General features: G+C 71.1%; 16 protein-coding genes. 12 read left to right on the top strand and 4 right to left on the bottom strand.

Features of this window, described 5'->3' with window-relative positions; all coding sequences use genetic code 11:
* The first annotated feature begins 144 nt into the window (after positions 1-144).
* Positions 145-315: a hypothetical protein gene (locus ACLQ2X_RS07515; protein ID WP_425680224.1), complete on the top strand. Its 171-nt coding sequence runs from the start codon at positions 145-147 to the stop codon at positions 313-315.
* Between the two features lie 57 nt (positions 316-372).
* Here ACLQ2X_RS07515 and ACLQ2X_RS07510 read toward each other — a convergent pair whose 3' ends face one another.
* A complete protein-coding gene (locus tag ACLQ2X_RS07510) occupies positions 373-1056 on the bottom strand; it encodes a TetR/AcrR family transcriptional regulator (protein ID WP_425680223.1) in 684 nt (227 codons plus the stop codon).
* Positions 1057-1217: 161 nt separating this feature from the next.
* Between ACLQ2X_RS07510 and ACLQ2X_RS07505 the strand changes: the two genes are divergently transcribed.
* A complete protein-coding gene (locus ACLQ2X_RS07505; protein WP_425680222.1) occupies positions 1218-1715 on the top strand; it encodes a DUF1707 domain-containing protein in 498 nt (165 codons plus the stop codon).
* A gap of 1073 nt (positions 1716-2788) precedes the next feature.
* Here the strand turns inward: ACLQ2X_RS07505 and ACLQ2X_RS07500 are convergent.
* Positions 2789-3139 (bottom strand): hypothetical protein, encoded by a 351-nt coding sequence (locus tag ACLQ2X_RS07500; RefSeq protein WP_425680221.1) that lies wholly within the window; start codon positions 3137-3139, stop codon positions 2789-2791.
* 205 nt (positions 3140-3344) lie between these two features.
* On the opposite strand from ACLQ2X_RS07500, the gene ACLQ2X_RS07495 reads away from it, so the two are divergent.
* Together ACLQ2X_RS07495 and ACLQ2X_RS07490 are read left to right on the top strand one after the other, a co-directional pair.
* A complete protein-coding gene (locus ACLQ2X_RS07495; RefSeq protein ID WP_282758621.1) occupies positions 3345-3548 on the top strand; it encodes a cold-shock protein in 204 nt (67 codons plus the stop codon).
* Between the two features lie 377 nt (positions 3549-3925).
* A complete protein-coding gene (locus ACLQ2X_RS07490; RefSeq protein ID WP_074475368.1) occupies positions 3926-4207 on the top strand; it encodes a hypothetical protein in 282 nt (93 codons plus the stop codon).
* Between the two features lie 226 nt (positions 4208-4433).
* On the opposite strand, the gene ACLQ2X_RS07485 is transcribed toward ACLQ2X_RS07490, so the two are convergent.
* Both ACLQ2X_RS07485 and ACLQ2X_RS07480 read right to left on the bottom strand, forming a co-directional pair.
* A complete protein-coding gene (locus tag ACLQ2X_RS07485) occupies positions 4434-4991 on the bottom strand; it encodes a hypothetical protein (protein WP_425680220.1) in 558 nt (185 codons plus the stop codon).
* A gap of 324 nt (positions 4992-5315) precedes the next feature.
* Positions 5316-5636 (bottom strand): LapA family protein, encoded by a 321-nt coding sequence (locus tag ACLQ2X_RS07480; RefSeq protein ID WP_425680219.1) that lies wholly within the window; start codon positions 5634-5636, stop codon positions 5316-5318.
* Between the two features lie 58 nt (positions 5637-5694).
* On the opposite strand from ACLQ2X_RS07480, the gene ACLQ2X_RS07475 reads away from it, so the two are divergent.
* The 8 genes from ACLQ2X_RS07475 to ACLQ2X_RS07440 all read left to right on the top strand — a co-directional run bounded on the left by ACLQ2X_RS07475 (position 5695) and on the right by ACLQ2X_RS07440 (position 12357).
* Positions 5695-6075: a GAF domain-containing protein gene (locus ACLQ2X_RS07475; RefSeq protein ID WP_425680218.1), complete on the top strand. Its 381-nt coding sequence runs from the start codon at positions 5695-5697 to the stop codon at positions 6073-6075.
* Positions 5997-6266 carry an ANTAR domain-containing protein gene (locus ACLQ2X_RS07470; RefSeq protein WP_425680217.1) on the top strand — a complete coding sequence of 90 codons (270 nt, stop codon included), beginning with the start codon at positions 5997-5999 and terminating at the stop codon, positions 6264-6266. Before ACLQ2X_RS07475 ends, ACLQ2X_RS07470 begins: the two co-directional genes overlap by 79 nt.
* A gap of 157 nt (positions 6267-6423) precedes the next feature.
* Positions 6424-7209, top strand: coding sequence for a SigB/SigF/SigG family RNA polymerase sigma factor (locus ACLQ2X_RS07465; protein WP_425680216.1), 786 nt, complete (start codon positions 6424-6426; stop codon positions 7207-7209).
* A 164-nt stretch (positions 7210-7373) separates the two neighbouring features.
* Positions 7374-7547 (top strand): hypothetical protein, encoded by a 174-nt coding sequence (locus tag ACLQ2X_RS07460; protein ID WP_425680215.1) that lies wholly within the window; start codon positions 7374-7376, stop codon positions 7545-7547.
* Positions 7544-8557: a glycosyltransferase family 4 protein gene (locus ACLQ2X_RS07455; RefSeq protein WP_425680214.1), complete on the top strand. Its 1014-nt coding sequence runs from the start codon at positions 7544-7546 to the stop codon at positions 8555-8557. Before ACLQ2X_RS07460 ends, ACLQ2X_RS07455 begins: the two co-directional genes overlap by 4 nt.
* Positions 8558-8678: 121 nt before the next feature.
* Positions 8679-9815 carry a glycosyltransferase gene (locus ACLQ2X_RS07450; protein WP_425680213.1) on the top strand — a complete coding sequence of 379 codons (1137 nt, stop codon included), beginning with the start codon at positions 8679-8681 and terminating at the stop codon, positions 9813-9815.
* Positions 9812-10864: a glycosyltransferase gene (locus ACLQ2X_RS07445; RefSeq protein ID WP_425680212.1), complete on the top strand. Its 1053-nt coding sequence runs from the start codon at positions 9812-9814 to the stop codon at positions 10862-10864. The genes ACLQ2X_RS07450 and ACLQ2X_RS07445 overlap by 4 nt, the downstream gene beginning before the upstream one ends.
* A complete protein-coding gene (locus ACLQ2X_RS07440) occupies positions 10855-12357 on the top strand; it encodes a glycoside hydrolase family 130 protein (RefSeq protein WP_425680211.1) in 1503 nt (500 codons plus the stop codon). Before ACLQ2X_RS07445 ends, ACLQ2X_RS07440 begins: the two co-directional genes overlap by 10 nt.
* Positions 12358-12372 lie beyond the last annotated feature (15 nt).

The raw sequence follows: 12372 nt of genomic DNA, 5'->3' as shown, positions 1-12372 counted from the left end.
AGTCTTACTGCTACTTTCCGTGTTTGCCTGGATCTAGGTGCTCCCCACGGAACGTCGCGGCGAACCCGCTATGGTCGGGCGATTGTTCTCGGTGGAGGATTCGCTGCAGTAAGAGGGGTGATTGACCCGAAGGGTCGTAGAGCTATGGACCACACCCAGGAAGGTGAACTTCAGGAGAGCATGGAACAGCTCAGGGAGTTGATCGGCAGGATGCCGGACGGCATGGCTGAGCGGCTGTGCGCCGAGGTGGTGACTGCGCTCACCCGGCAGGAGGCCGGCACGACCGGCGACGAGCCGTCGACATCGGAGCAGTAGGACTCCGGCGGGTATTCCGGCCGGTCGGGTGACATGGACGTCGGGCGCCGGGGTGTGTCAGTCGCCGCCGGTGCCCGGCGGCGAATGGGCCGGCGGAGCTGGCGCACGATGCCGCAGACCGTCGATGAGCAGGTCGATGGCGGCGCTGCCCACCTGGTACGGCGAGGCGTCCGGTTCGATGGTCCCCAGTACGTCGTCGAGGTGCAGGGTGGCCACACCATGCACCATTCCCCAGGCGGCCTGGGCGACCTGCCGGTCGTCGAGGCACGCTCGGATCTGCCCCTGCTCCTGTGCCTGCCGAACGCAGGTCAGCAGGGTGGTGAAGGTGGCCGTTCCGGCGGCAGAGCGCAGCGGATCCCGTTCGCGTTCGCCGAAGAGCAGTCGGAACACCGCCGGCTGGTGGGCCGCGAACTCGATGTACTGCCGCCCGAGGGCCGCCAGCCGCGCCAACGGATCGTCGGGATGCCGCTGCTCGGCACGTCGCAGCGCCGCCCCGAACTGGTCCCAGCCGCGCTCGACCACGGCGGCCACCAGCGCGTCCTTGGTGGCGAAGTGCCGGTACGGCGCGGCGGTGCTCACCCCGGCGGTGCGCGCTGCGGCGTTGAGACTGAAACCTGGTAGGCCGTTCTTGGCGATGAGGTCCACCGCGGCGTCCAGCAGTGCCTGCCGGAGGTTTCCGTGGTGGTAGCCGGTTCGGGTCGCGCCCGCCGCCGCGGTCTCTTCCGTTGCCTGCTCACCCATGTTGACGCACTCTAACATGCAGGCCCGAACGGGAAATGGGTCCGCGTTGCCGTAGCGGGGAGTGCCGGTAACCGACTATATTGGCCATGTAAGAACCCGTTCACATTGAGTCCTGGCGACTGCTGTCAGTGGTCGCACCGCCCTTCCGGAGGTAACCGCCGATGACCATCGAACCCGGCGCCCGCCAGAGCCCGGACGTGACGGGCGGGGCATCGTCGGCGAAAGCCGACGGCCGACGCATCGGCAGGCCCGAACGGGACCGCACCATCGCACTGCTCAGCGAAGCGGTCAGCGCGGACTACCTGACCTTTGTCGAGTTCGAGGAGCGCAGTGAGCGCGTCGCGCTCGCCCGCGACCACGCCGACCTCGACTCTCTCACCCGGGACCTGCCATCCGACCTGCCGAATCGGATGGCCCGGGACGAGCGCCGCGCCCGGATCTCCCGAGCCGCCCTGCTGGGGGTGCGCATCCACGTCGGCGTCTACCTGGCTGTTTCGGCCTTCATGGTCGTCCTCTGGCTGGTCATCGGCATGACCGCCGGCGCCTGGTATCCGTGGCCGATCTGGCCGATCCTCGGCTGGGGCGTCGGTGTGCTCGGGCACGCCGTGCCGGTGACCCTGATGGCCCGCCGCCGGCCCGGCGCCCGACCGTTGGGGTGAGCGACAGCGGTCCGCAGCGCCCTTCCGGCCGGGTGCGCCGCCGCCGTGGCCGTACCCCTGGACGCGCACGACGCGATCATGGTGGGTGCGCCGCGCGGCCTCGATGACCTTCGTCGTAATGGTTCCTAATGATCCTCGGCCATGAGCCACCACGCCCCCCGCCCGGTGGACATCACGGAACACTTCCCAGAGTTGAGGGAATACTCGGCAACGGCCACGCGGCTGCATCCCCGACCCGGAACGCCCACGACCGCCGACAGCTCGGTCGGCGGCCCGCTGCTCTGGCCGGCCGGTGTGCACGGACGGCGACGACCACCACGTCTTCCAGCTCAGGACACCGGCGACCGTCCGCCGCAGCCGGGAGCTCTACGCGGCGGCGAGCGCTCGGGCGGCTGCGGGCGGAAGTCGGTACGACCTGACCGACGAGGAACGGGCGGAACTGCCGGCCTCCGACTTCTCCGAACCGGACGACCTGGTAGACCAGCCGATCCCGCTGGTCCGGTGGCGCAGCTCCGCCGTCGGGACGTCCCTGACTTCGCCGGCCCGGACGACACCGACCTGTTGCAGGTGTTGTGGTGCCCGCTGGACCACCCGGAGGAGGGCTACAACCCGCGGGTGCGGCTGTACTGGCGGCGCAGCGCCGACGTGACCGGGCCGCTGGACGTGGCTCCCGAACCGCCCGTGGTGAAACGACTCCTACCTGCCGGCCCTCTGCGTGGTGTATCCGGAACAGGCCCGGATCACCGCGTGGGAGGGAGGAGCCGAGGGCGAGGATGAGGAGGCCGGCCGCAGCTACCAGTACGACCTGTCCCTGACGCCCGGGCTGGAAGGTGGGCGGCTTCGCGAACTGGTCGCTGACCGACCCGCATCCCATGAATTGCGCCGAGTGGGCACCGCGACGACGCTGCTGTTCACCGCCGACTCCGGCGAGTGGCACGGACAGGTGACAGTTGGCCGCCGGCGGAGGAACCGGCGCAGGCGCCGCCGAACCCCACCGGCCTGTCGATCGGCCGCGGCCGGCCTCGCCGGCCGTGCCGCGATCCGCGTCGCCGTCGACCTCGCCGACGAGCAGCTCATCGACCGAAACGCGGCCCTACGGCGGATATGCTGCCGTCGCAGCCACCGGCAGCGCACGGAACGCTGTCCGCCCCCGCGGCGGGTGCCACCGCGTCGAGACCCGTGACCGAGGTGGTCGTGACCCGGGCGAGGTCCTTGTCGGGCGCGGTGCCGATGACGCGGCCGGCGCATTGGACGAGTAGGCCGTCGTAGGAGATCGGGCCGGCGAGGAGGAGGCTTGCGATCTCATCGGGAGCGGCGTCGCCCAGGGTGAGCGCGTCCACGATCTCCAGGCGCACCGGGACGCCGAGCGCGGCGCGGATCCGGGCGCGCCTCCGGCGCCAAGCAAGCTCAGTGGCCAGGTCCACTCACCGCGATGGGGCCGATGACAGATCATGTGCTACGGTAACCAAGTTGCAGTTTTGATTTCCGTAGACGTTTTCCGGCGCCTGATGGGGCATCTAAACCCGTCCAGGCGCTTCTCGTTTTTCGTGTCGTTTCGACGCGGGTGATCAACGCGGCGGCGTGCGGGTCCGCACAATGCGGTCTCCAACAGCCTGCGAAGGAGCAGACATGACTACAGGCACCGTGAAGTGGTTCAACGCCGACAAGGGCTTCGGCTTCATCACCCCGGACGGCGGCGGCGCTGACGTCTTCGCCCACTTCTCCGCGATCTCGGCGAGCGGCTTCCGCAGCCTCGACGAGAACCAGAAGGTGGAGTTCGACATCACCCAGGGTCAGAAGGGCCCGCAGGCGGAGAACATCCGCCCGCTCTGATCCACATTCCGTGAGCGGCGGCCCGACTGGTTCAGCGGGCCGCCGTTCGGCGTCTCATACGCTTACCGCGGCACAGCGAAATCGTCTGATCGGCAAGAGGCCGGCCATCTCGGTGTGGAGCCAGCTCATTACCGCCCCGCGTTCTCCCCGTGGATCGATCAGGCCCCGGGCGCTAGTCTGCGACGGTCGACTGTCAGCCGCCCAATGCGCGCCTCTGGCTCATGAACGAGACAGGCACAAACGTCGACCCGTACCTGACGTACGGTCGCGGGCAGGTTAAGCACACCATGGTCGGACTCGACGCCTTACCTCCCTGATGACTGTCAGCCAGCCGGGACCCGGGGTGCACGGCGTTACGTCCTGAAGGGTTGATAACTATGACGACGACCTACTCGGGTCCTGCGAGGCTGATCCTGGTCGACGGCGCCTGCATCTCCGGCATGGCTTCCCTCAGTACCAACCAGCGCGGCGGGCTCAACGGCTGGGGCGGCACGTTCCGTCCGGACGAGATCACGACAGACCTTCGCAACGCAGTCGAAGGGCTGCAATTGGAACTGCCCTACGATCGGGTGGGGACAGTCGCCGTCACCGGCATCCGTAAGCTACTCGCCACGCAGGTGTTGATGTCGTTGGCAGGCCGCGGACCCGCACCATTCTGATCGTGCGGCGCTCGTCCACCGCTGCATCGCCGCAGCGACGCGGTCACTGTGCCAGGAACCGTCACTCTCCAGCCGCTGACCGGGCGTTCCGGGTGCGTCACGAGGGGTGCGTGCAACGCGCAGCCCTTCCTTCGCAGAAGAGTGCGCGCACCTGGCCCTGTCGGTTCCGCCTGAAAAATGACCCTCTGGTGCGGCTGACTCGACCGTCGCCAGCCCCCCGGGAGTGTCACTCGCGGGTCAGCCCTGGTGGCAGCGCGTCTTCGTCGGGTCGGATCTGTCGGGCGTTGGCCAGCGGGTCGCGTTCGAGGGTGTGGATCAGTGGTGTCGGGCCGCCGATGCAGGTCCAGGTGTCGTCCCAGAGCGCGGAGACCAGCCATGACCGGTCGGCGGGGAAGAACAGGTCGGGTAGCGCTCCGTCAGCGTGGCGTATGTGACCACCGCTGCGCCAGGTGAGGGCCTGCTCGGGGCCGGCCTGGACCAGAACGTACGGCCAGTTCCAGTAGAGGAACACCCTGGGGGCGTGGGGGAAGACGACGTCGTGGGCGCCGGTGTCGAGGTAGGCCAGCCACCACGGCTGGTCGGCGGTGTGTGCGGTGAGGTCCTCGATCAGGGCGTGCTCGTAGGCGGCGGTGACGTCGTCGGTCTGGCGCGTGGTGGCGTAGGCGTCGAAGACCGGCGGGATGGCGGTGGTGATCGAGATGCCGGCAGTGGTGTGCCCGGCGATCCAGCTCACGTCGGCGGCGGCGCCGATGCGCCAATGCCGCCCGTCCTTGTTGACCTGCACACCGCTATTCAAGTCGCTGCGGCGACGGTTGGCGTGGGAATCAGGCCGGCCTCGGAGCGGCGGCCGGCGACCAGCCGTCGTGGGCCACGATGCCGTACGCCTGCCCTGCGCGCGGTGGAGCGCTGATGCTCCGCAGGTCTCGCACATGGTGTCCGGGGTGCTGGCCGGCGACGGCGGCAGGCTTAGGGTTGCCGCCCGCAGGGCCGGGGGTGGGGAGGCTGAAGTGTGTTCCGCCGTGATCGTGGCTGAGCCTCGAGGTGCCACCCACGCGGACGGCGCCGGCGCGGGGGTCGTGGCGAGTCGTCGCGGGGTGACGGACATGGCTCATCCGCCCTCACGCGGTGAGCGGGGCGGCAGCGGGACGCTGGCGACGTCGGTCGCCGACGGGGGAGTCGGGCCGGACCCGGCCGGGCCGCCGAGCTGTGTCCCGGGACGGCGGTCGAGCATCCTCAGCTGCACGATCCGGGCGGTGCCGGGCAGGGCGACGAGCAGGACCCCGAAGACCGCGGCCAGCAGCAGCGCCACCCCCATCGGCAGGGTGCCGTGAGCGCCGAGGAACGACACCTCGGCACGTTGCCCGTTCTGCAGTACGAAGATCAGGAGCAGCAGGAGGACGAACGCGAACACCACGGCAGCGACCCACACGCCGCCGACCCGTGAGCGCTTCACCGCCGGCCGCCGGGGCATCGTACGAGGAGCTCCGGTGCCGCCGCGGCCGTCCGGCGGGAGGGTCGAACATGACTGTTCCGGGGTGCGGTCATCACGAACCGCCGGGCCCTGCCTCGACTGCTTCCATACCGGGCGACCGGTGTCGGTCGCCGACCTGACCCAGACCACTGTCCGATGGCCGAGGTTCACCGCCGCCGCGGCCGAGGTCGGCTTCGCCGCGGTGCACGCCCTGCCCATGCGCCTACGCTCTGAGGTGATCGGCGCGCTGAACCTCTTCGACGTCCGACCGGGAGCCCTCGACGAGGACAAGCTCGCATCGGTCAGGCGCTCGCCGACGTGGCCACCATCGGACTGCTGCAACACCGCGCCATCCACCGACGCGACATGCTCACCGAACAGCTGCAAACCGCTGTGAACAGCCGTGTCCTGATCGAACAGGCCAAGGGAATCCTCGCCGAACGCCTCCAGGTGGACGTGGGTCATGCCTTCGCGTTACTGCGCGACGGCGCCCGCAGCCGCAACCGGCGACTGTCCGAGCTGTCCCAGGCGATCGTCGACGGCTCCGAGCAGCTCGCGCCGGCGCCAGTCACCCACCGGTCCGGCTGACGACCGGTTCGACACCCGAGTGCGCCTCCCAGAGCCCGTCCAAGTGTCGGTCGGGGAGATGAAGGCGTACGGTGACGGTGTCGCCCGGGTCCCCGGTGGCCGCCATCCTCGCCGCCACCAGCCCGTTAGGGGCGTTGAAACAATGGTCACCTCCGCCGTGACACCCACAGCCGTCTCCTTCCCTCCGACGCTGGGCCCGGCTACCGGGGACAGCGAACAACTGCTGCGTCGACGCGCAGCGCTGAACGCCGATGATCCCGACCGGGCCCGGCTGCGGAACCGGATCATCGAGGCGAACCTGCCGATGGCGGGTCGACTGGCCCGGCGGTACACCGGTCGCGGGGAGTCCTACGACGACCTGGCACAGGTCGGCGCGCTCGCCCTGATCAAGGCCGTCGACGGGTACGACAGCAGTCGGGGCGTGCCGTTCGCCTCCTACGCGGTCCCGACCATTCTCGGCGGCATCCGGAAGCACTTCCGCGACACGGCCTGGGCGATCCGGGTGCCGCGTGCGGCCCAGGAACTGGGCGCACAGGCGCCCGAGGCCCGGGGCAGGTTGGCGCAGCAACACGGTCGCCAACCGACGGATCAAGAGCTCGCCGACGACCTGGAGGTGACCGTCGCCCAACTCCTGGCCGCCGTCGCCGCCCTCGGTGTCTATCGCCTGGCGTCGCTGAGCGAGCCACGGTCCGGGGCCGACGGCATCCATCACCACGCCCGCAGCGGCGCCGCCGATGCGGGATACCCGGCCGTGGACGCTCATCTCAGCCTCAAGCTGCTCCTCGCGGCTCTTCCCCCACGCGAGCGCCAAATCCTGACCATGCGGTTCTACGGTGATCTGACCCAGGCGGAGATCGCCGCCCGGGTCGGACTGTCCCAGATGCACGTCTCCCGGCTGCTGAAGCGCTCGCTGGCCCAGCTGAGAACCGAGATGCTCCGTTGACCCGCTGCCGGCCGGGCACCGCTCGGGCGTCCGGGCCGAGCCGTCGAGATCACCAGGAGGAAGTCATGGCCGTTCGACCGATCACCGCCGCTGGACCTTCGCCACCGGTCATACCACCACCGCTACGCATGACCATCCCGAAGAGCTTCTCAAGGGGGCAGACGATGAGGATCGCCAGGTACAGGATCGTTGCGGCCCTACGCGAGCGCGGCCAGCAGTTCCGGGCCGACTGGGTCGAGCGGGAACTGCCGGAGCGGGTGGACCCGGCCAAGCACGTGGGGCTGCTCGCCACCCTGCGTCTCGATCCGGCCGACCTCGCCGACGCGCCGTCCCCGTGAGGGTCGCCCTGCTCGGGCCGGTCGCCTGGCGGACACCCCCACACCACTACGGCCCCTGGGAACAGGTGACCGGTCTGCTGGCCGAAGGGCTGGTCACACGTGGCGTGGACGTGACCCTCTTCGCGACACTGGACTCCGTCACCTCCGCCGCCCTCGACGGCGTGTGCCCCGGGGGGTACGCCGACGACCCGAGCATGGACGGCCGGGTGTGGGAGGCGATGCACGTCTCCCACGCGATGGCCCGCTCGTCGGAGTTCGACCTGGTCCACAGCCACCTCGACTGGCTGCCGCTGGCCTTCGCCGAGCACTGCCGTGCTCCGCTGCTCACCACCGTGCACGGCTTCTCCGGCCGGGGGATCCTCCCCGCGTACGCCCGGGCCCGCTCGTCCTACGTGTCGATCTCCGACGCCGACCGGACCGCCGAGCTCGACTACGTCGCCACGGTGCACCACGGCGTCGACCTCACCGGGCTGCCGTTCACCCGCGACGCCGGCCCGGGACTGGCCGCCTTCGGCCGCATCCATCCCGACAAGGGCACCCACACCGCCATCGAGATCGCCCACCGCGCCGGCCGACCACTGACCATCTGCGGCATCGTGCAGGACGAGCAGTACTTCGCCGAACAGGTGGCCCCGCACATCGACGGCGACCAGGTCGTCTTCCTCGGATCGGTCGGCCCTCACCGCCGTGCCGAGGTGCTGGGCGCGAGCTCCGCGCTGCTGCACCCGATCGCCTTCGACGAGCCGTTCGGGCTGTCGGTGGTGGAGTCGATGGTCTGCGGCACGCCGGTCGTCGCGTACGCGCGGGGGTCCATGCCGGAGGTCGTCGACGAAGGGGTGACGGGGTTCCTCGCGCAGACCGTCGAGCAGGCCGTCGACGCCGTCGCCCAGGCTGCCGGGCTGGACCGGGCCGCCTGTCGGACCCGCGCCGGGCAGCGCTTCGGCGCGGACCGGATGGTCACCGACTACCTGGCGGTCTACGACCAGCTCACCCGCCGATCGCACCGCTGAACCCGATCACGCCCACGAACCCGTTCCGCCGGCCACACACGCTGGCCAGCGTGCGCCGACACCGCGTGAGGCCGTCCCCGTGTACCCCGGAGGCGGCCGACAACCGGAAGGCCCGACACCCATGCTCAGCTACGGATTCCTCAGCACCCACCCACCGACCCGGTGCGGACTGGCCACCTTCAACTGCGCCCTCGCCGCCCAGCTGACCGCCGACGGTACGCGCGGCGGCATCGTCCGGGTCACCGACCGCGGCGACGACCTGCGGGCCGGACCCGGGGTCGTGCACACCTGGTCGACCCGCACCCAGGCCGGCTGGCGGGACGCCGCGACGGCCCTGAACGCCTTCGACGTGGCCGTCGTCCAGCACGAGTACGGGATCTACCCCGGCGCCGACGGCGAGGACGTCCTGCCGCTGCTGCGCCGGCTCACCGTGCCGAGCATCGTGGTCCTGCACACCGTGCTCCGCCGACCCTCGCCCCGGCAGAAGTCCCTGCTGGAGCAGATCGTCACCGCCGCCGGAGCGGTCGTCACGATGACCGACACGGCACGTGACCGGCTGCTCGTCGGCTACACCGTACGTCCGGACAAGGTGACGGTCATCCCGCACGGCGCCGCCGACCATGTCCGCGTGCCCGCCGACCGGCGGACCCGCCCACACCTGCTCACCTGGGGGCTGCTCGGTCCCGGCAAGGGCGTCGAGTGGTCGTTGCGGGCCCTCGCACGGTTGCAGGACCTCGAACCGACCCCCACCTACACCGTCGCCGGCCGGACCCATCCGAAGGTGGTCGAACACCAGGGGGAGGCGTACCGGGCGGGACTGCACCGGCTCGGCGCGCAGCTGGGCATCGCACACGCCGTGGACTACCAGGACGTCTACCACGACCAGGCCACCCTCGGCCGGCTGATCCGCTCCGCCGACGTCGTCGTCCTGCCCTACGACTCCCGCGAGCAGGTCACCTCGGGGGTGCTCATCGAGGCGGTGGCCGCCGGGGTTCCCGTCGTGGCCACGGCCTTCCCGCACGCCGTCGAGCTGCTCACCGGCGGCCCCGGTCTGGTCGTACCCCATCAGGACCCGGCGGCGCTGGCCGACGCGATCCGGCGGATCCTGACTGAACCGGGCCTGGGCGCGCGGCTGGCCGGCCGCGTCCGACCGCTGGCCGCGGACCTGCGCTGGCCGGCGGTGTCGGCCCGCTACGGCGCGCTCGCCGAGCGGCTCGTCGCCGCCCGCCGTCCCGCAGTCAGCGCGGCGTCGGCGTGACCGCGACCACCGGTCTGTCCAGCCTGCCGGGCAGCGGCCGCCGACATCCGACGCCCCGGCCGAGCTTCGCGCACCTGAGCCGGTTGAGTGACGACACCGGCCTGTTCGAGCACGCCCGGCACGCCATCGTCCGCCGCGAACACGGCTACTGCACCGACGACGTCGCGCGCGGCCTGGTCGTCACCAGCCGCGAGCCGGAGCCGACCGAGGAGGTGCTCCGGCTCGCCGAGCGCTACCTCGCGTTTTTGACCCATGCCCAGGACGCCGCAGGCGCCTTCCGCAACCGGCTCGGCCACGACCGGCGCTGGACCGACGAGCCCGGCCTCGGCGACTGGTGGGGCCGGGCGCTGTGGGGGCTCGGCACCGCAGCGGCCCGCAGCCCCGCGCCCTGGATCCGGGAGGAGGCGCTGGTCGCCTTCGGTCGGGGCGCCACCAGACGCGCCCCGACCCCGCACGCGATGGCCTTCGCCGGGCTCGGCGCGGTCGAGGTGCTGCGCCGTCACCCGGGCCACACCGACGCGGCCGCACTGCTGAAGGCCGCGGCCACCACGATCGGCGCCCCTGGAGCCGACCCGCTCTGGCCCTGGCCACAGCCACGGCTGACCTATGCCAACGCGGCCCTCGCGGAGGTCGTCATCGCCGCCAGCCAACTGCGCCACGACGGACCGTCCCTCGGCGACGGCCTGCGGATGCTGACCTGGCTGCGCGACGTCCAACTGCGCGACGGGCACCTGGCGGTCGTACCCGCCGGCGGTTGGGAACGCGGTGCGCCGCGGCGGTGCCACGACCAGCAGCCGATCGAGGTCGCCGCGTTCGCCGACGCCTGTGCCACCGCCGCCGACGTCACCGGCGACCCCGGCTGGGAGGTCGGGGTACGGCAGGCGGTGGGATGGTTCCTGGGTGAGAACGACGTCGGCACGCGGATGTGGGATCCGGCGACCGGCGGTGGCTACGACGGGCTGACCGCGCACGGACCCAACCTCAACCAGGGCGCCGAATCCACCCTCGCCCTCATCTCCACCCTGCAGCACGCCCGGCGATGGTCGTGACCGACACCCTGGCCGTCCGGCACGGCGCCACCCTTGCCCCGGATCCACGCCGGGTCGTCGTCAAGCTCTTCGTCCCGGGTGAGGACGCCGCCCTGGTACGCACCCGCGCGCAGGCGCTCATCGACCGCGTCGCGCACCTCGACGACGAGGAGACCGGCCGGCTGCTGAGGGACACCTTCGACCGCTTCGGCACCCGGCACCGCAACCTGGACGGCACCTTCCACCACCACTACGACCTCGTCCGGCACCGCATCGCCCGGGCCCGGGACCTACCCCCCACCACCCGGCTCCTGATCGGCGCCTACTTCAGCCACGAGTACGCGGTCGAGGCCGCCGCGCTGTGTAACCCGTCCATGGTGGAACACCCCGACCAGTCCGGTCTGGACGCCGGGCAACTGCGGGTCGCTATCAGCCTGCGCCAGATCGGCGAGGGACACCTGTCGTCCATCGGATTCGCCACCGCAGTCCTCGGACCCGGGCGCCGGCTCGCCGTCGCCGACCGGTCCGGCCCGCCCGTCGTCGGGCAGCGGATGGCCGTACGACACCGCCGGGACCTCCTCGCCGCCGGCCTGACCGAGGTGGACTGCGACAACGAGATCACCGCCACCGTGCTGGACGCCCTGCCCGACCGGTACGACGAGGCCACCTTCGAGCGGGTGCTCGGCAACCTGCCACCGGACCTGCTCTCCCGCAGCACCGGACCGGACACCCTCGAACACGTACGCCGCACCAACGCCGCCACCTACGCCACGACCTTCCCCACCGACACCGCCCTGCACCAACGGGTGCTCTGGCCAGCCGTTCCGGCGGAGAGCAACGGCATGGAGGACGCCCGGTTCGTCAGGTTCGTGGACGATTCCGGACCCGTGTACCGGGCCACCTACACCGCCTACGACGGACGGCACATCGCCACCCGCGCGCTGGCCAGCACCGACCTGCGCCGCTTCGAGAGCACCCCGATGCGCGGGCCGGGCGCCCGCAACAAGGGCGTCGCGCTGTTCCCCCGTACCGTCGGCGGCCGGCACCTCGCCCTGTGCCGCGCCGACGGCGAGACCATCGGCCTGACCTGCCTGGACGGTGCGAACCGGTGGCAGGAACCGGTGCCGCTGCACGCCCCGCAGGACAGTTGGGAACTGATCCAGGTCGGCAACTGCGGATCCCCTATCGAAACCGACGCCGGCTGGCTCGTGCTCACCCACGGCGTCGGTCCGATGCGCCGATACGCCATCGGCGCACTCCTGCTCGACCTGCACCGACCGGAACGGGTCCTCGCACGGCTTCCCGGCGCGCTCCTGTCACCCGACGAGGCCGACCGGGACGGATACGTACCCAACGTCGTCTACTCCTGCGGCGGGCTCATCCACGCCGGCGAGCTGTGGTTGCCGTACGGGGCCAGCGACGCCCGGGTCGGTTTCGCCACCGTGTCGGTGGCCGCGCTCCTCGATGTGATGGCACGATCGCCGTACCGCCCTGCCGTGCCGGCGGCGGAGTAGGCTGGGGGCATTCGC

Origin of the sequence: Micromonospora sp. DT31 (genome assembly GCF_049841795.1) — a bacterium.
Lineage (GTDB): Bacteria > Actinomycetota > Actinomycetes > Mycobacteriales > Micromonosporaceae > Micromonospora.
The sequence above is the reverse complement of the archived record's forward strand: the minus strand, read 5'-3'. Positions and strand labels throughout refer to the sequence as shown.

Coding starts and splice junctions, on each gene's coding strand:
- ACLQ2X_RS07515 (WP_425680224.1), top strand. CDS start 145: ATGGACCACACCCAGGAAGGTGAACTTCAGGAGAGCATGGAACAGCTC.
- ACLQ2X_RS07510 (WP_425680223.1), bottom strand. CDS start 1,056: ATGGGTGAGCAGGCAACGGAAGAGACCGCGGCGGCGGGCGCGACCCGA.
- ACLQ2X_RS07505 (WP_425680222.1), top strand. CDS start 1,218: ATGACCATCGAACCCGGCGCCCGCCAGAGCCCGGACGTGACGGGCGGG.
- ACLQ2X_RS07495 (WP_282758621.1), top strand. CDS start 3,345: ATGACTACAGGCACCGTGAAGTGGTTCAACGCCGACAAGGGCTTCGGC.
- ACLQ2X_RS07490 (WP_074475368.1), top strand. CDS start 3,926: ATGACGACGACCTACTCGGGTCCTGCGAGGCTGATCCTGGTCGACGGC.
- ACLQ2X_RS07460 (WP_425680215.1), top strand. CDS start 7,374: ATGAGGATCGCCAGGTACAGGATCGTTGCGGCCCTACGCGAGCGCGGC.
- ACLQ2X_RS07450 (WP_425680213.1), top strand. CDS start 8,679: ATGCTCAGCTACGGATTCCTCAGCACCCACCCACCGACCCGGTGCGGA.
- ACLQ2X_RS07440 (WP_425680211.1), top strand. CDS start 10,855: ATGGTCGTGACCGACACCCTGGCCGTCCGGCACGGCGCCACCCTTGCC.